Raw genomic sequence first — 17,035 nt, 5'->3', positions numbered from 1 at the left:
TACCTTGCCAAAATAAAATTTAGTGCGGTCAATTTTTTTACCAAAAGATAGAAGGAGTCTAGCCAGTAAATCACCAAAGTCTTTACAATTCCCTTATTCACTCAAAAAGTATTTCTCGACCTATGACGAATCAAGCTCCTATCCCGGTTATTGTCAACGGTGCTGCTGGTAAAATGGGACGTGAGGTGATTAAGGCGGTGGCGCAAGCACCTGACTTAAACCTAGTGGGTGCAATTGACCACAGTCCTGAACATCAAGATAAAGACGCTGGAGAGTTGGCGGGTTTAAGCGAACCCCTGGAAGTGCCAATTACCAATCAATTAGAGCCGATGTTGGGGTATGTGGCTGGCGATAGAAAGTCTCCTCCAGGGGTGATTGTAGACTTTACGCATCCTGATTCAGTTTATGACAATATTCGTAGTGCGATCGCCTATGGTATTCGTCCTGTAGTCGGCACCACTGGGTTAAGTCCAGAACAAATTCAAGACTTGGCAGACTTTGCCGACAAAGCTAGCACTGGTTGTCTAATTATTCCTAACTTCTCCATTGGGATGGTGCTGTTGCAACAAGCCGCAATCATCGCCTCCAAATATTTTGACCATGTGGAAATTATCGAACTCCATCACAACCAAAAAGCTGATGCCCCCAGTGGTACTGCCATTCAAACGGCGCAGTTATTAGGAGAATTGGGTAAAACTTTTAACCCGGCTCTTGTAAAAGAAACGGAGAAATTACCAGGAGCCAGAGGCAGTATAGCAGAGGAAGGGATTAGAATTCATAGCATTCGCTTGCCGGGATTGATTGCCCATCAGGAAGTTATTTTTGGCGCACCGGGACAGATTTATACTTTACGACATGATACCAGCGATCGCGCTTGTTATATGCCAGGAGTGCTATTAGCGATTCGCAAAGTCTTAGCGCTAAAGTCGTTAGTATATGGATTAGAAAAGATACTTTAAACCAATTCTTCAGCATTCATCACTCAGCACTCATGTTAGTACCACTGACTCGCCAGAAATTTGAACAAGTTGTCCCTCTAATTGCCACTGGTTTGCAGTACAAGTACTACTGGGGGAAATTCTCAAATTTTTTGCAACGGCTGTTAATTTCTGTAGTTGCCGTAGTTGCTATTTTGCTTGCGACATTCGTTTTCAAACTTGAGTTTGCTTCAATAGTATTTGTGCTAGGGGTAGTTAGCGCTTTTTTTTGGCTGTGGTATCCAGTGTTTCAAGCAAGTATGCGGAATTTGCAATGCCGCCGTTATAAGTACGGCGGCTTTTTCCGTGGTCGAGTGCTAGATTGGTGGATTACAGACCAGTTGATGGGTAAAACCGAAACAGTCAACAACAAGGGCGAATTGGTGATTATAGAAAACCGAGAAAAACAGATAAATTTAGAGGTTGGTGATGACACAGGATTTAGTATTGAATTTGTAGCACCATTACGTTCTGCTCACAAAGTTATTACTCGCGGCCAAATTGCAGAAATGGTAGTGATGTCAAATCGCGCAGATTTGAGCAGTATTGAAGAATTCAGCGATATATACTTTCCCAATCGTAACCTCTGGGTCAGCGACTATCCTTATCTGCGGCGGGATTTCTTTAACGAAATCGGTCGCCGCTTGCGTGAAGACCAACAACAAAAGTCGCGTCGGCGGCGTCGTACAGTAGAGGATTGAAGAATAAGTGAAGCAGACAGGAGGATGTAATCAGTATGGGCTGGGAGCATCTCAGTGAAAGCAAATACACCAGATGAGAAAAAAGATTCTTGCTCCCTCTCCGAACTCACGGAGAGGGTTGGGGTGAGGTTTTACAAGGCTTTTTAAGAAAGTGAGATGCTCCCGTATGGGCTTCTCTTTCCTACCCTATACTTCCTACCTTCTTGCTAACGAGAACATCCCACTTTGATGAGTTTCCCTTCCAAACGATAAGTCACTGTCCCACAAACAAAACCTGCCGACTTAGACTCTACATAAGTCTGCCTTGGCGGATTTTGTTTATCTAGCCGCGATTTCCAATCTCCAGATATTTTTTCTAGAGTGGGATGCTTACTTAAAAACTCTGAGTCTGCAACAATATCGTGAGGACCCTTAACACTTATCTTAGAACTATTAATGTAGATATTATAATCATAAATAACGTTTTGATTTCTAATGTTAATATTAATATCCTTGCCCGGAAAAGCATAGAGAATATTATTTAAAATTTTGACATCAGATGACGTATGAGCATATATTTGCGCGCCTTTAATTTCTGGACTCTGATTATTTAAAACAGCAGTGTTATTTACAATATCAACATGCTCACTTAAAAATGCATGAATACCTGAACCACCATTATTAAATGTCAGATTGTTTTTAACTAAAGTACCTCCTGTATATGCAGCCAAGTTGGGGTTATGATCATTTCTGGAACTATCGATAATAATGCCATTACCGTCTGTGATCCTTCCCACTGCAATCCAAGGGATGTACATGCGATTGTTGTAGCTCTTGTTGTTAGTTACAAACATCTTGTACCCCCGGTTGTTGTCAGAATTCCAATTGTTCAACATCGAAATACCACTATTACCATAAACTGAGTACCAGGCATTATTGAACACAGTGTTATTATCCACCTTCACATAATCAGCCTCGATTACTGTAATACCTGCTCCTCCACAGTCATGCACTTTGTTGTTCAGAATACGGATGTGATGAACATGACCATTGGTTCGTCCATCAATGCTTATGCAGTTTCCGCTTGTCAGTGGGTTTTGTTTGTTAGTCTTCTGACTCATCGCATAATCAAGGGTTACATTGGCATTGTTCCCAATTACCTCTAGCCCATTTATTTCGATATATGAAGCTCCATTTGCAATCAGGATACCGTGCCATGTATTGTGCTGAATTTTTGGGAAATGCCCAGGATATGCTTTATACCTAATCCATGCTTTGGCAGTTCCAGAACGTTTAATATTTACTACACTCCCAGCTTTGGGTAAATTTGTGTATACTCCGTTCATAATCAATACTGTGTCGCCAGGGTTAGTCATATCTGCCGCCTTTTGAATTGTCCGAAAGGCGGATGAAGAAGAAACTCCACTATTTTTGTCGTTTCCAGCACCACTAACATAGTATGTTTTCGGAGTCCCATTAGTGCTGATTAGCCCGCGGCTGCTAGTGGATACCTGACGGGCGTTTTCAAAATGTACTTTTATCCATTCTCCCCCAGCCAAAAGACTTAATACCACGGGAATTGCCAGATATGCTTTTAAACTGAAACCTTGAATTACCACAAGAAAAGGCTCCTTTCTCGGCACTACTTAACAAAAATATCAGGATATTCAATACTTTTAAATAGTATTTGGCATAAAAGGTACGATCAAGCCGACTTTTCTAACTCCCCCGATTTCCATCTTGTCCATAGGCTTGCCATGCCAAGTCTACCAATCCATCAACGATCGCAGCTGCTACAACTGCATTACCTTTGCGACTGTCAATTATAATGTGAGGCACTAAAGAATCTCGTAAGCGCTCCTTCGCTTCATCAACATTTACAAATCCCACTGGAGTTGCAATTATCAAAGCAGGTCTAATTTCCTCAGCTTCAATTAAATCCACCAGTGCTGTTAGTGCTGTTTGGGCTTGACCCACCACAAAAATGCCCTCTGGATAACGCTTTGCTAAGGTTTCTATTCCCCATGCGGCGCGAGTTTTTTCTTTTTGAGGGCGTGTCAGAGCTTCCATACTGCAATATACCGGATTGGCAAAGGTGTTTTGAATCTCGTAGGCAATACCTACTTGTACCATCGGCACATCTACCACAATCGTAGTACGCGCGGCTAGCGCTGCTGCTCCAGCTTGCAAGGCACGCTCAGAAAAGCGAATCAAAGACTTATACTCAAAGTCAGCCGTGGCGTAGATTACCCGACGGACAATCTCATACTCTGCGGGTGAAAATACATGAGCCTCAATTTCGCTATCAATAATTGCTAAACTTTGAGCATCAGTTACGTGCCATTCCATTTTTGTTGAGCTTTTCAAATATTAGATTTCAGCTTATCAGCTTCAGAGAGTTAGGAGTTAGGAGTTAAGAGTTATAAGTTTTGAATTAACTCATAACTCAGCGAGAAGTTTGAGCGGCCCAAGCCGCAGCTCAAATCTTCGACACTCATAACTCATTACTGGAAGAAGGCCGACTGAAAATAGGAGATAAGTAGGCAACCAAGACGCCGATGAGAAACCCAGAGATATTGCGAACTAGAGGTACCCAGTCGCTTGTACGTGTCACTACTGGGCCAATACCAAAGGCAATAAATAAGATTCCCCACAAAGGTGAGAATATTAAAGCCCATTGCCAAGCGAAAACTTGTCCTTTATCGCGGGGTTGAGCTGCAAACCCACAAATCACCCCACCAATAACTGAGGAAATCAAGGTGAGAATCCATTGCTCTCGTGGCAGTCCGGGGACAACATTGCAACCACCCTTGAGCAAACAGCCTTTAACCGATTCTAAGGCTTGCAGAATGGCTTGGTCTTCGCCTTGTTCGCGGACAAAGAACAAATTACCGAAGCGGGTTTGCAGTTCTATCCAGAACGTCCGGGGTAAAAGTTCATAAACAGCATCGCCGACGCTAAAACTGAGGATGTTACCGCCACGAGAATCAGCAACTAATAGAATGCTTTTGTCATCCAAACCCCAATATTTGATGACTGCCCGACCTGGGGTGCGGTCATACTGAGTCAATACTCGCAGTTTCCAGCCCGTATCGGCTTCAAACTGCTCTAATTCTTTGACAAGCTTTTCTTCTTGCAGCACAGGAAGAGATTTTGCTAAGTCTACAACTGGGGTAAAGGTGTTAGGGAGTAAATCGGGATTGTCATAAGCCAGTGCTGGGGGAGAATGCATCACCCAAATTGACCCAGCCAGGAAAAATACTGCAATAGATAACAGAATTCGTCGCCAAAAACAAGATTGCATGGACGTTTTTATACAAATATCAACGGTAAAAGTAAACAAGTTGTTTTAAAAGAGTACTGGAAAAGTGATAGTTCTTTACACTTGTTTACTTTACTCTAATCTAAGGGATCAAAGCAAAGGGTTTTTGGGGAGTGGGGAGTTGGGAGTTGGGAGTTGGGAGTGGGGAGTGGAGAGTGGAGATTCGGGAATAAAGTCTATTTTGTCAATGAGTTAAAATACTCAAAATATCCTTAATAAAAATGATAATCGTGGCTGGGGAGAGAGGTAGGAGGCGAACGACGCTTACCTCCTATCATTATCGTCAAAGTTTTTAACGTGTCGCGCAAGTCCCCAGCTTCAATGTACTCTAATGGTAGGTATTGTGAGCGGGGGTTGAGGATTGCATCCAGTATTGTTTTTTTGTATCAGCAATAACAAATACGCTTATGTATGACGAAGCGCCAAAATTTTCTGATAGGATAGTTGGGTCTTGACCACCAATGCCGTAAGCGAAAACCAAGCTGTATAGGTAAGTGTCGCAAGAGAAAGATTTGGGTCTTGGGAACCAGGACTCCTGCCCTTGGAGGGAATGTTAGACTTTCTAGTACTACGAAGTACTGGAGGCTGTTCCCGATGAATTGGGAAGCCCCGTCCGTCTTACGGCGGAGTAGTTCACCAACTCAAAATTGACTAAGCCATAGCGGAGTTCCCCATACAATAAAAGGGGAATGATTAGAGGTGAGAGATGACTAACAAAGAATTATTAATCCAAGAAATAGAAACTTTACCGCCGGAGTTGCTAACAGAAGTACTCGGTTTGATACGTTCTATTAAGGTTAACTATACAAAAAAGGAGTTGGAACGAGGTAAGCTTGAACCTATCCCTTTAAGGGATTCTACAGAAACTTCTAGCGATCAAGACCAACTTACATACCGTCCTGCTTCGGGACGCTCCATTCTTCGACACGCTGGTACTTGGGAAGGTGACGACTTTGAAGAATGCCTTCAAGCAGTATATGCTACCCGTGGTCAAGCGAAATTTGATGACGAAAATCTATTTGAATAATGTATTTATTTGATACAAATCATTGTAGTGCCATTATTTTAGGCGAACCAAATGTTATCCGTCACGTGAATGAAGTTGGAGAAAATAACATTGCTACTTGCGTAATTGTGCAGGGTGAACTGACATTCATGATGGAAAAATCCCAACGCAAGGAAAATAATCTGGCTCGCTTGACAGAATTTTTATAAGATATTCGTATCTACCACATAACAGAAGCAACAGCAACAATTTACGGTCAAATTAAAGCAGCTTTATTCAATCAATTTGCACCCAAAGATAAAAATAAGCGGCGAAAAACTAAAATTGGTCAATCTTCCTCATCGAAATTGTTTTCCCAGCTAGCGGCGTCGTTGTAACCGTCATTAACGCGGTATACTTCTGCTTTGATCCGGTGATTTTCTTGCCTCAGCACTTCTCGTTCTCGCAACGTTAGTGGTGGTTTTTCATTGCTGGGCAAGCGATCGCTTATTCGCCTCGCGGGTTTTTGACGTGTGAAGTTTCTCCAAGCAGCTTTCGCGCCAATAAAGATGCTGCGTGTACCTACTTGCAGATTTTGAGCTTGAATTCTTGCACTATCAAGACTTTGATCAACTTGTTTCACGACTTGACTGGCACTTTTTACACCTTCACTGACATCATCAGTTAAGTCAGCGATTTCCAAACCAGTCACGCGGATAGCTTCTAGAGTGGGTGGTAACTCGCGTGAGAGGGTATCAAATAGCTTTTCTGCACTGCGAGCTGCGCGTGCTAACTCCTGCAAAGCAGGTATTGCCGCCACTAAAACCGCAGTTAAACTTGTGGCGACTAAAAGTAACGAAAGTCCCAACCAAAACAGGGGTTCAATCACGGTTGTGTCATTTATGAGCGTTCTAATTCCTGGCGAAGAGAATCTGAGTCTTCAACAGATGTTTGCCGATTTAAGACTTGGCTTTCTCGCTGACTGGCATCTACACCTGCTGCGATCGCTTCCTGTAATCTATCTAAAGTCTCATCCCAATTTCGTAGTGCGATCGCAGAGAGACGATCTGCCTGGATTTGCACACTAGTTGATAAATCTTCTGCCAATTCTGGGATAGCATTGGCAGATTTTTTCAAAATTTTACGCGTTTCGCGCCCTGTGCGCGGAGCCACGAGCAAACCAGTCAAAGCACCGATGGTAGCTCCCAGCATAAAACCGCCAATAAATACTCCAGAACGGTTATTAGACATCTTGTTGTTTCTCTCCTTACACCCATTTTAGGTGGGTTTTCTCCCCTTGTAAGACTCCACTGATTTTATTCAGTTAATCTAAGTAGGTAGGCACAAATTAACCTAACTATGTAACAAAATGTAAAACCGCCAAAGTCCTTGTGATTGCTTCGTTACACTCCGTTTCACTCGCAATGACATACTTATAAATTTTCCCACCCACCTACTTATCGTGACAAAATATCAGCCATAAATGTTGCTTTTATTCATTAAATATTAAAAACATTAATTACTTATAATTCAAAACTCCCCGTGTTTGTCAAAGTTTTTATGCCTCCGGTAAGTCTTATGACGGGCTTCTAAGTCCCAAATTGGCGCTTAGACTTCTGTTTGTGTCACCACATCCCAGTGTCCTCGCATCAGCCCTAATTATAAATGTTCATGAACCTGACATAAAATAGGACTCAGAATTCAGAATTGGTAAATACTCTACCCATAAAGGGATAGAGTTTTAAGGCGAGAATATTTTTATTTTTTTCGCCCAACCTTCGGCCACGCTCACGGCATCGCTAGGGGCGAGGTTTTAACAAATATTCATCACCCACTCGTACAGCATTCATACTGAATTCTGACTCCTGAGTTCTGAATTCTTCTTATAAATCATTTTGCAACAGTTCTTTTCCCAGATATTAACTCTAGCCTCCGAAAATAACGCTGCCAGATTTGCCGTCCTAGCAAAAGTAGACTGATAATTTGCCGGACTTGTTGGATTTGCATTTGTAGCGCTTGATTTTTCTGCCGTAAGTTATAAATATTTTCCTGGCTGAGATAAATATTTTCGGGTGCTTTATTCAGTGCTGCGTGGGTACAACTTTCATAGACGGTTAACCTATCTGCTATGTATGCTAGCTGCTGCTTGAGTTGCCACACCCGCCAAGCCACATAGAGTAGTATCAGCGAAATCAGGGTGTTAACGAGGATAACTAAAATTACCATTGTTTATCTTCACCAATATCAGCTTTGAGGAATTGTTTTATATACTTGACTTGGCTCTTATTTAATGATGAAGAAACTAAAGGATAAAAATTATGGCACAATGTACAGCCGAGATTATGGCAATATAGAGCAGTTAAGTTGATGTGCAGCTAAATTGTATAACACGAAAACCCAAAAATATTGTAGTGCGGGCAACATGAGCGCGTCCAATATACAAATTAAATACGCAACAGCTTAGATGAAAATTAGTGTAACAAAGGCTGATGGCTAAAAAATCGCCAATTCGCCAATTCTGTAACAACTATATGCCCACACCTAGCAAAACCACAGCTACAATTGCCTTAGATTCACGACTAGGTTTGCGAAATCAACCCGTATGCTCAATAAGCCCCAGCATGGCTACGTTCCACTCCCTAACCTGATAATCCTAGTTAAGTTGCGACTTTTGTGGCATATAAGCACAATGGCATAGCCCCTTCAACAGACGATGACAGAACTACACTACACTCCTTATCGGAGGCTCCCCAGCATCGCCTTTATTATTGTGCTTCTACCTCTACCAGTTTTCGAGTCTGTCGCGTGAAGTTAACTAACATTTTGCCTGCAAAAATCTCACTAGTACAGCACGGCGTAAATAAGCCACCCATTTCTAATCTCTGAAACCCTTGCTAAAACGTAATTACGAATTACGAATTACGAATTACGAATTACGCGTTCGCGTAGCGTCTCCAAGAGTTGCGGTACTAGTGGTTCACTAAGCAAAAATTGCTGGATGTAGGCTGGGGAAAGTGGGAAAGGAGAGAGTCTATTAATTCCTCTTCCCTTAACTTTTAGACTTTTCCCAGCCGAAGGCTTCGCCCTGCTATTTCACTAATCCGTTACTGATAATGATTATTTTTTCAATACATCCAGTAGGAGTTGAGGATGTCAAAAAAATTACCATCAAATAATTCCTTCCGAGCTATTCTTGTTGCCTTAACGATTGGATTTGTTGGGTGTGGAAATCAAGCTGCAAGAACCGCATTCACTCAGACTACCACCCAGGTAAATGAGAATCTTCCCCAAGTCGTAGCGACTACAAGCGTACTATGTGACTTAACCAGACAGGTTGCCGGGAATACAGTTAACCTTACCTGCTTAATTTCCCCTACAGCCGACCCCCAATTTTATAAACCAAAACCGGAAGATCGTAAAGCCATTGAACAAGCTAATCTTATTCTTTATACTGGTTACAACTTTGAACCAAATCTGATCAAATTAATTAAAGCGACTAAAAACACTGCACCAAAAATAGCCGTCGGACAACTTGCGGTGTCTAAGCCACAAAAATTTCAGAAAGGCGGCAAGAATGTAACCGATCCTCATCTTTGGCACAATACCAAAAATGCGATCAGAATGGTGGAGGTAATTAATAGTAACCTGAGAAAATTAGAATCTAGTGATGCAGAAGTTTATACCAGCAATACCAAAAAAATCAAAAATGAACTCACTCAACTAGATCGCTGGATTAAGTCAAGAATTGCCAGTATTCCTGCCAAAGAACGCAAATTAGTTACAACCTCTGATGCACTGAGCTATTACGCCAAAGCATACGGTCTTTCATTAGCAGGGGGATTGCAAGGTATTAGTACTGACAAAAACCTCACGGCTGCACAAGTGACAAATTTGGTGACAAATATTAAACGGGCTAAAGTGTCAACAATTTTTACTGAGGCGACAATTAACCCTAATTTGCTTCAATCTCTAGCAAGAGTTGCTGAAGTGAAAATTTCTGAGAGGAAGTTGTATGCTGAGGGACTTGGTGAACCAGGAAGCGAAGGGGACACTTATCAGAAAATGATGATTGCCAATACACGCACAATTGTAGAAGGGTTAGGAGGGACGTATTTAATGTTTGAAGCGAAAGCTCCTAAGTAGTTAGGACTTACGCAGTGTACAAATGCATCATAATATGCACTAGCTAAAATAGGTTGTTTCAGGCTTTTATTAATTATCCTGTGATCGTAAATAGACCATGCTGTAGGGGCACAGCAATGCTGTGCCCTTACGAAAGATGTGGTTTTTAACCTTATGCATATTTGGTATTTCTTGTCAATGCGTAAGTCCTAGTAGTTATAACCTTAACCGAACCGTATTGGGAAATAAGGGACTGACAAATAAAAAATACTCAACGGTACTAATGACTAATGACTAATGACTAATGACTAATGACTAATGACTAATGACTAATGACTAATGACTAATGACTAATGACTAATGACTTCGATTTCCCCCCGGCTTGAAGCCGGGGGATGAGTCAATGCTATTTCTCGAATCTGATATCAATAACAGTTGCATTGAAGTTGTAGTTAAAGCCTTCTAACTCAAATGGCATACCAATTTTCACTTTACTGCTACCTAAAACTAGTCCGCTTTCAGTGCGTTTGGCTTTACCTTCTAAGGTTAAAATCATATCTGTACTAAAATTGTTGGTCTTTGGATCTGGCAATTCTTTAACACTGCCATCAGGTTGGAAAACATTGACTGTTCTAGGTAGCTGTTGAATAGATTTAATCCCAATCTCTCCATAGGGTTGATTGCGGATAATTACATCAGTTTTCCCGCCTTTTTTTAAGCCATTGTTAAATAATTGCTCAGGATCACGTACATTCAAACCACGAACTACTAAGTCTACTTCTATGGGTACTATTTTCTCACCGACTTGGGCAAGACCCAAGCTAGACAAGATAGTAGACAAGATCACAAATATAACTAGCAGAGTTACCAGTGCAGCACCTAAATCTAGGAGGTTGATTTTGCCGAACAAACGACCTTTTGAATCTAAAATAGCCATAAAAAATTTTCCGAGGTAATAGCGAAGTAATTGATTGTAGCAAGAAAGTTTTCGATGGGAATAGCAATTTTACCTATTTGGTAATAACTCAAAGCGGCTAGGAGTTGCGGTTATGCGACAGTTTATCACGAGTTCGTAAGTTCGGAGTGGCGACAGATGACTCTCAAACTTTTGGCTGTTAAGACTGACGCATCCAGAAGGTAAAATCTAGTGTTTAAGCCTATCCCTAGAGTGAATCCCTAGCCTCACACAATTCAGTAGATTTGCGTAAGCATTGGCTGTATAACAATCCCTTTGGTCTTGAGTTAAGAATGCAACTTAGAATGATCTAAAACCGTCTCATAATTTGTTCCATCATTTTATGTTCTCCGAAAATTATCTTCAGTGCAGATTATGTTGAATTGGAAAGGTTTTGTGGCAAATTCCCGTATGTGGCCGCGTCGCTGGTTTTATCCTTTAATTTCGGTGGTAGTCGCCCTGAGTCTGTGTCTGAGTACACCCTTGCCGGGAAGAACTTTAGACTTTTTGCCTCTTCTACTCCAAGGATTTCAGGCATTTCAGCTTTCTAATATATCCCCTAACCAAGAAGTTGATCTTGGTAAGCAGATTAATCAGGAATTAGTCGGCAGTCAAGTCCGGCTTAACCGCAATCCCGAAGTTAATCGCTATGTAACCCAAGTTGGTCGGCGTTTAGCAGCTAATAGCGATCGCCCCGATCTCCCCTATACCTTCCAAGTAGTTCAGGATGACACTATTAATGCTTTTGCTACCTTGGGCGGCTATGTATATGTCCACACGGGTTTGCTGAAAACCGCAGACAATGAAGCGCAATTAGCAAGTGTACTCGCCCATGAAATTGGTCACATTGGCGGGAAACACGTAGTCAAACAGATGCAGCAAAAAGCGCTGGAAAGTGGCCTATTAACAGCTGCTGGCTTAGACCGGAGTACGGCGGTGCAAATTGGTGTACAGTTAGCGCGAGACTTGCCACGCAGTCGTAAAAATGAATTTGAAGCCGATCAAAGAGGATTAAGAACTTTAACACGTACTGGTTATGCTCAGTCTGCAATGGTTTCCTTTATGCAAAAGCTGCTGAAAAAGGGTGGTTCTGCGCCGACATTTTTGAGTACGCACCCCGGAACGAGCGATCGCATTCATGCCCTCAGACTTGCAATTGACTCTCAACCTAGTAATGGAAATTATGGCTTGGATAAAGCTAGTTATAAAGCTAATATTCGATCATTAGCGAAGTCTTGAGGGCATTGGCCATTACTCAAGAGTCATTTCTCCCTCATCTCCCTCATCTCCCCACTCCCCACTCCCCACTCCCCACTCCCCCTCATCTCAAATATTGCTCAATTCTGATTGCGGCGATCGACCTTGATTTTGGCTGGATCAACTCTGATCACTACATCTTCTAAGGGCAGGACACGGAGATAATTTTTAAAAATGTTAACTTGATAAACTAAGTTATTCGTCACATCCAATCCAGTCAACCAGCCACTTTTGGGATGATAAGCACCAGTATCTATGTCTAGCCATCCCTGTCCTTGTGCCAGTTTACCAGGAGAAACACCCGGCAGAGTAAAAGTAATGGTGTGACCGATGATAATTTGCTTATCTGGGAAGTAGGGTTTTTCAATACTATGAAATTCCTCTCGTATCCAACAGAGTTCATCGGCAGTTTGTTCTGTGACCGACTTGGAAGGGTCAACACCAGCATGAGCTAACCAAATATCCCCCAAGTCGAGATATGTAGGCAAACTCTTGAACCAATCCAGATGGTCGTCGGGGATTGTGGCCTGGTGATAACTGGCTACGGTAGCTTGCCCTCCACCATACAGCCATGCTTGCATCGTCGGGGAGGAGGTTCTTTCATTGGTCAGAATGTTTAATAACATCTGCTCATGATTTCCCAGCAAACATGGGTAGTTATTTCGCTTGACAAAATTAACTACTTGTGCGCTATGAGGCCCACGATCAATTAAGTCTCCCAGAAAATAGACTTGATCCTCTGAGGTGGGGGCGATCGCCTCCAACAATGTCATCAAACCTTCATAGTGGCCATGCACATCCCCAATTACAATTCGTCTGGGGCTAATTTCGCTCATTGTCTCTTAGCTTCAATAGTTTTGGCTAATACTTCTGCTACAGTTTAAGCTTTCTGGTTTCCGCAATGAAAGGTAAAAATACTGAACAAGTTTTATTTTAATTTAATTATTATCCCAGTAATAAAATTAATCTATGATGCTAATGGGGGAAAATATATAGTTTTGAGTGGTAAGGAATAAGAATTAAATAACATACAATTTATGTCCCTGGCTTACCTCACCCTCAATCCCTCTCCGATATATTGGAGAGGGAAGCTAGAGACAGGATAAAGTTTTGCATTTTATTTAAGAAAGTTTGGGGGTTTAATTCCCCAGCAAGACAGGCAGCACGAATTGAACGCCTAATTGAAATCCCCGTCACAAAACTTAATTACGAATTACGAATTATTTTAAGCTGTTACTGTGAGGTAAACGCAGAGGGACGCAGAGAATTCGCTACGAATTTAGGACTTACGCAAAATATCTCTCAAACTCTGATTTCTCCGTGCCCTCTGCGCCTCTGCGGTTCGTTAAACAAAATCAGGACTTACGCAAACAATAGCCGAAACCCTTATTTTCTGGTAGGGGCAATTCATGAATTGCCCCTACAGCGTGTGGTTTTGCGTAAGTCCTAAAAATGATCTAAATACTGCATTTTAGAAGTATGACAGCATCATTACTAGATATTAGGGTAGGATATTGACCACTGCGGCATAAGGCTTGGTTTGGATAATTTCAAGCTTCCAGTCTGAAGAATAATCAGGTAACTCATAGCCAACACTCTTAACATGAGCCAACATCAACTCATCCCGTTGATGCCAAACTGCAAATATTCTCTCCCTACCATCATCAAGCGTTTCTAGGTCGATTTGATAAACCTCATTTACCCGCTTTAGTTTCAAGCCCAACAAATTTAACAGTCGGCTGAGTATTTTTATTGCCGAAACCTGCTCTTTCTCCCCGACTAAATTAATACCAAGCGCTCTTTTAATATGCTTACTATGCTGAAAAACAACATTTTTAAGCAATATCAAATCTGTATGACTCTCGCTAAATTCTCGTTCTGCTTCGAGAAACTGAAGCATTCCCAAGGCTCTCATCGCCTCAACTTTCAGCGTGTAAGTTTTTAAATCTGGTAGAAAAACTTTCCCTTCACCCCAAGACAATTGCTGATGCCATTCTTGCTCATCTCTGACGTGAAAATACTCGCTTTCGTGAGTTAGATAATAATGAATTAACAGTTGACAATAATATCCGTGGTCATCCTGCAATTTCAGCCAAGGAGTAACTTCTACACCATACCTTTGTCTGAGAAGATATTTATTGATTTGGTTGCGTTCTCCATCAGTTAGGGAATGCTTTACTAATAGCTGCTCATATTCTACATAATCGATATCTTGAGCATTAGCGACAGCAGTTGCTAGCGATAGTTGATTTTGCTGCTTAATATCTTTAATTTTACGTTTAATTTCTTTAGCTTTTTGACGCCTTTGCGCCCAATCTTTTTGAACTTTGACAATTTCTAAAACTAATCTTCTGCGGGTAGCTAAATCATCAGCGTCAGTTGCCAAAAATGCCAGGCGTAAATCTCGAATAATATTATTGTGAACAGCATTACTCCGCAACTGAATTTGATGCCCATCAGCAATCAAACCATCTTGCATCGATTGACGGTAGAGGCGGATAGAAGCATTTACCCGTGCAGATAACTTAGCCCAAGTTCGCAAATGAATCGGGTCATGAACTAAAGGTAAATCTACATCTATTTTATGTAGTGGACTCAGCAAAGCTAAGTTTTCTTTTTGATTTTCTTGATACCAATCAGATAGCAAGCGATAATTTGTACTACCACTACCAATTAAGCCAATACCTCGTTTAGCGCACCAGACAACACGCGGAACATCATCACGCACTCTCGCTAATGCTTGTCTTGCTTCCGAGTCAGGAATTACCCCTTGAAAAATGCCATAAACTCGGTCGAAATGCTGGACATCAATACTAATTCCTGTACCAAGACTAGGGGTAACAAAAACGCCGTCATATTCAGAGATTTTTTCATTGATAGCGGCGATAAAATCAACCGCTTCATGTCCAGGTGTGTTTGTAGTGTGGCTACTAACTACCAAGGTTTTGGGAAATTGCCGTCGTAATTTTTGTAATCGCTCTTTCAGATAACGTTCAATTGTTTCACAACTGTAACGCCCAGTGCGACTATCGGTAGTAACGTAACATTTACGTCCAGCAAGTAAATCCAATTCCAGTTGGTGAATTAGCGGTGTTGGGTTCGGCGAATCATAAAAAGTTACGTCCCAACCTTGCTGAGGTTTCCACTGGTTGAGAACTACCCAAGGTGTTAATTTAATTCCTGCCAATCCCTGTAAATATTCAAGTGATACATCTGATAAATCAGCATCTTGGGCAATTACTAACCCCCCAGTTGTTAAAACTGTGGAAATTAGTTGCTGGAATAATTTTAATATTTTTACACGCTTGTGTTTACAAGTATTACTGTTTAATAGATGCCATAAAGATTGCTCTACTTCATCTAAAATTACTATTGCCCCGCGCCAATTTTCCGGGTTAAGTTTCCAAATCGAATCAACACACAATCCAAGGGAGTGTTGAGGAAACAGAGAGCGGAGGATGGGAGGAGCGGGGGTAAGTGTTTTATCAATTCTTTTCTCCCCATCTTCTTTATGTGTTCCCCATTGAATACCAATTTTTTCACATAAAAATCGTCCTAGTAAAATTCTGTGAGTAATTAATAAAACAGGTTGATTTCTGCTTTTTGCTTGCTGAACAACGGCTTGCAGTGCTGTAGTTTTACCCGTTCCTTTTGCTGATTTGACTCCTACTAATCCAGAGGTGGGGAAAGGTATTTCACTTATATAAGGGCGATTCAAGGTGAGTGCAGCAGGAATGCTTAACTCGGTGTGGGGTTTGGTTTGAGCAAGATAAATTTCTAAATCAACACTTTGACGATAAACTTTATCGAAACTACTTGCACCTTTCGCAACGATAAACTCATCAACTCCTTTTTCAACTCCTGGAAGTTCGATAACTTTAACAGTACAATTTTTTTGCTGAAATAAACAACCAAGTTGAGAAATAGCATTATTTACAGCAGCAATTGTCTTAGGTTGAGTTTCAAAATCAAAGCAAATGTAAAAGCTGCGCTTTGTAATCGCAAACGCGCCTAAATCGGGAATTAGCTGACGACGAGTAACTTTGCCAAATTCATCTTTAACAACTCGATAACCACTGGTAATTCCGGGAATGGCAATAGCTGCATATCCTTGCGTCAACAGTGTGGCTGCTTTCTTCACACCCTCGCAGATAATCAGGGGAATATTCTGCTGTATCACCCATTGCCAAAAGCCTTCAGCTTCACCATCAGGAGTAATGGTGATATTGTCAGGCATAACCAGATTGTAACGTCCAGCGACTTGCTGCCACACTTGCAAAGTTACCCGCAAACAAAATACTCGCGTTGGCGTGCTGGGGGGATGCTCGTATTTGATGGACTTACCATTGTGATTTTGTCGGGGTTGGTTTGGCTTAAAGCATCCCCATTCCATCATTTGCCAATTATTCAAAGGGTCTAACCCCGAACACCACCAACCACCTTCAGTGATATGAGCATAACGCTGCAACCAACTACTTTTCACTATTCCGGCATTGGTGCGGGGGAGTAGCTCAGAAATCAATAGGTACTCATAAGCTGTTACGCCTTGGAGTGACCTAAAATTGAGTTGCACTAAGTGTAAGTCTATACCACTGCTCTTGACTAATTCTTCAAGGTGTTGGGGGTGTAAATAGTGCAGATGCATAGGGAAAGACGCTAAGGGAAAGTCAATGAGATTAAAACATTAACACGCATCTGCTTTTTTTCTATAAGAGATATTGCGAGGCTTTGATGATG

The 17,035-nt window shown here is 41.6% G+C and carries 15 protein-coding genes; 6 read left to right on the top strand and 9 right to left on the bottom strand.

Annotated elements, in window-relative coordinates:
- Positions 1-122: 122 nt before the first annotated feature.
- Positions 123-959 carry a 4-hydroxy-tetrahydrodipicolinate reductase gene (dapB, locus tag V7K27_RS26970; protein WP_334951372.1) on the top strand — a complete coding sequence of 279 codons (837 nt, stop codon included), beginning with the start codon at positions 123-125 and terminating at the stop codon, positions 957-959.
- A 32-nt stretch (positions 960-991) separates the two neighbouring features.
- On the top strand, positions 992-1,678 hold the full coding sequence (locus V7K27_RS26965; RefSeq protein WP_334951370.1) for a phosphate ABC transporter permease: 687 nt from the start codon (positions 992-994) through the stop codon (positions 1,676-1,678).
- 206 nt (positions 1,679-1,884) lie between these two features.
- On the opposite strand, the gene V7K27_RS26960 is transcribed toward V7K27_RS26965, so the two are convergent.
- The 3 genes from V7K27_RS26960 to V7K27_RS26950 form a co-directional block, all read right to left on the bottom strand.
- A complete protein-coding gene (locus tag V7K27_RS26960; protein WP_334951368.1) occupies positions 1,885-3,300 on the bottom strand; it encodes a right-handed parallel beta-helix repeat-containing protein in 1,416 nt (471 codons plus the stop codon).
- 76 nt (positions 3,301-3,376) lie between these two features.
- Complete coding sequence (locus V7K27_RS26955; protein ID WP_334951589.1) at positions 3,377-4,006, bottom strand: precorrin-8X methylmutase; 630 nt, start codon at positions 4,004-4,006, stop codon at positions 3,377-3,379.
- A gap of 145 nt (positions 4,007-4,151) precedes the next feature.
- Positions 4,152-4,961 (bottom strand): TPM domain-containing protein, encoded by an 810-nt coding sequence (locus V7K27_RS26950; protein WP_334951367.1) that lies wholly within the window; start codon positions 4,959-4,961, stop codon positions 4,152-4,154.
- 724 nt (positions 4,962-5,685) lie between these two features.
- Here V7K27_RS26950 and V7K27_RS26945 point away from each other — a divergent pair.
- Together V7K27_RS26945 and V7K27_RS26940 are read left to right on the top strand one after the other, a co-directional pair.
- Positions 5,686-6,006: a DUF2281 domain-containing protein gene (locus V7K27_RS26945; RefSeq protein ID WP_334951366.1), complete on the top strand. Its 321-nt coding sequence runs from the start codon at positions 5,686-5,688 to the stop codon at positions 6,004-6,006.
- Positions 6,006-6,194, top strand: coding sequence for a type II toxin-antitoxin system VapC family toxin (locus V7K27_RS26940; RefSeq protein WP_334951365.1), 189 nt, complete (start codon positions 6,006-6,008; stop codon positions 6,192-6,194). Before V7K27_RS26945 ends, V7K27_RS26940 begins: the two co-directional genes overlap by 1 nt.
- A 119-nt stretch (positions 6,195-6,313) precedes the next feature.
- Here V7K27_RS26940 and V7K27_RS26935 read toward each other — a convergent pair whose 3' ends face one another.
- The 3 genes from V7K27_RS26935 to V7K27_RS26925 form a co-directional block, all read right to left on the bottom strand.
- On the bottom strand, positions 6,314-6,853 hold the full coding sequence (locus V7K27_RS26935; protein ID WP_334951364.1) for a DUF948 domain-containing protein: 540 nt from the start codon (positions 6,851-6,853) through the stop codon (positions 6,314-6,316).
- An 11-nt stretch (positions 6,854-6,864) separates the two neighbouring features.
- Positions 6,865-7,215 carry a YtxH domain-containing protein gene (locus tag V7K27_RS26930; RefSeq protein ID WP_334951362.1) on the bottom strand — a complete coding sequence of 117 codons (351 nt, stop codon included), beginning with the start codon at positions 7,213-7,215 and terminating at the stop codon, positions 6,865-6,867.
- A 639-nt stretch (positions 7,216-7,854) separates the two neighbouring features.
- Positions 7,855-8,190, bottom strand: a complete 336-nt coding sequence (locus V7K27_RS26925) for a hypothetical protein (protein ID WP_334951361.1) — start codon at positions 8,188-8,190, stop codon at positions 7,855-7,857.
- 924 nt (positions 8,191-9,114) lie between these two features.
- Between V7K27_RS26925 and V7K27_RS26920 the strand changes: the two genes are divergently transcribed.
- Positions 9,115-10,107 carry a metal ABC transporter solute-binding protein, Zn/Mn family gene (locus V7K27_RS26920; protein ID WP_334951360.1) on the top strand — a complete coding sequence of 331 codons (993 nt, stop codon included), beginning with the start codon at positions 9,115-9,117 and terminating at the stop codon, positions 10,105-10,107.
- Between the two features lie 385 nt (positions 10,108-10,492).
- On the opposite strand, the gene V7K27_RS26915 is transcribed toward V7K27_RS26920, so the two are convergent.
- A complete protein-coding gene (locus tag V7K27_RS26915; protein WP_334951359.1) occupies positions 10,493-11,023 on the bottom strand; it encodes a DUF4330 domain-containing protein in 531 nt (176 codons plus the stop codon).
- A 393-nt stretch (positions 11,024-11,416) separates the two neighbouring features.
- On the opposite strand from V7K27_RS26915, the gene V7K27_RS26910 reads away from it, so the two are divergent.
- On the top strand, positions 11,417-12,280 hold the full coding sequence (locus tag V7K27_RS26910) for a M48 family metallopeptidase (protein WP_334951358.1): 864 nt from the start codon (positions 11,417-11,419) through the stop codon (positions 12,278-12,280).
- Positions 12,281-12,378: 98 nt separating this feature from the next.
- Here V7K27_RS26910 and V7K27_RS26905 read toward each other — a convergent pair whose 3' ends face one another.
- Together V7K27_RS26905 and V7K27_RS26900 are read right to left on the bottom strand one after the other, a co-directional pair.
- The gene (locus V7K27_RS26905) at positions 12,379-13,134 is read right to left on the bottom strand and encodes a metallophosphoesterase family protein (RefSeq protein ID WP_334951357.1); all 756 of its coding nucleotides are present in this window, start codon (positions 13,132-13,134) and stop codon (positions 12,379-12,381) included.
- A 665-nt stretch (positions 13,135-13,799) separates the two neighbouring features.
- Entirely contained in the window at positions 13,800-16,943 is a 3,144-nt protein-coding gene (locus V7K27_RS26900) for a plasmid replication protein, CyRepA1 family (RefSeq protein ID WP_334951356.1), read from the bottom strand.
- Positions 16,944-17,035 lie beyond the last annotated feature (92 nt).

The organism is Nostoc sp., assembly GCF_036919575.1.
In the GTDB taxonomy this organism is placed as follows: Bacteria; Cyanobacteriota; Cyanobacteriia; order Cyanobacteriales; family Nostocaceae; genus Nostoc.
Note: the sequence above shows the minus strand (reverse complement) of the source record. Positions and strands in the feature narration are given on the sequence as shown.

What these genes read in the sequence shown, in the direction of transcription:
- dapB (WP_334951372.1), top strand. Translation starts at nt 123, where the DNA reads ATGACGAATCAAGCTCCTATCCCGGTTATTGTCAACGGTGCTGCTGGT.
- V7K27_RS26965 (WP_334951370.1), top strand. Translation starts at nt 992, where the DNA reads ATGTTAGTACCACTGACTCGCCAGAAATTTGAACAAGTTGTCCCTCTA.
- V7K27_RS26955 (WP_334951589.1), bottom strand. Translation starts at nt 4,006, where the DNA reads ATGGAATGGCACGTAACTGATGCTCAAAGTTTAGCAATTATTGATAGC.
- V7K27_RS26950 (WP_334951367.1), bottom strand. Translation starts at nt 4,961, where the DNA reads ATGCAATCTTGTTTTTGGCGACGAATTCTGTTATCTATTGCAGTATTT.
- V7K27_RS26945 (WP_334951366.1), top strand. Translation starts at nt 5,686, where the DNA reads ATGACTAACAAAGAATTATTAATCCAAGAAATAGAAACTTTACCGCCG.
- V7K27_RS26940 (WP_334951365.1), top strand. Translation starts at nt 6,006, where the DNA reads ATGTATTTATTTGATACAAATCATTGTAGTGCCATTATTTTAGGCGAA.
- V7K27_RS26930 (WP_334951362.1), bottom strand. Translation starts at nt 7,215, where the DNA reads ATGTCTAATAACCGTTCTGGAGTATTTATTGGCGGTTTTATGCTGGGA.
- V7K27_RS26925 (WP_334951361.1), bottom strand. Translation starts at nt 8,190, where the DNA reads ATGGTAATTTTAGTTATCCTCGTTAACACCCTGATTTCGCTGATACTA.
- V7K27_RS26920 (WP_334951360.1), top strand. Translation starts at nt 9,115, where the DNA reads ATGTCAAAAAAATTACCATCAAATAATTCCTTCCGAGCTATTCTTGTT.
- V7K27_RS26915 (WP_334951359.1), bottom strand. Translation starts at nt 11,023, where the DNA reads ATGGCTATTTTAGATTCAAAAGGTCGTTTGTTCGGCAAAATCAACCTC.
- V7K27_RS26910 (WP_334951358.1), top strand. Translation starts at nt 11,417, where the DNA reads ATGTTGAATTGGAAAGGTTTTGTGGCAAATTCCCGTATGTGGCCGCGT.
- V7K27_RS26905 (WP_334951357.1), bottom strand. Translation starts at nt 13,134, where the DNA reads ATGAGCGAAATTAGCCCCAGACGAATTGTAATTGGGGATGTGCATGGC.
- V7K27_RS26900 (WP_334951356.1), bottom strand. Translation starts at nt 16,943, where the DNA reads ATGCATCTGCACTATTTACACCCCCAACACCTTGAAGAATTAGTCAAG.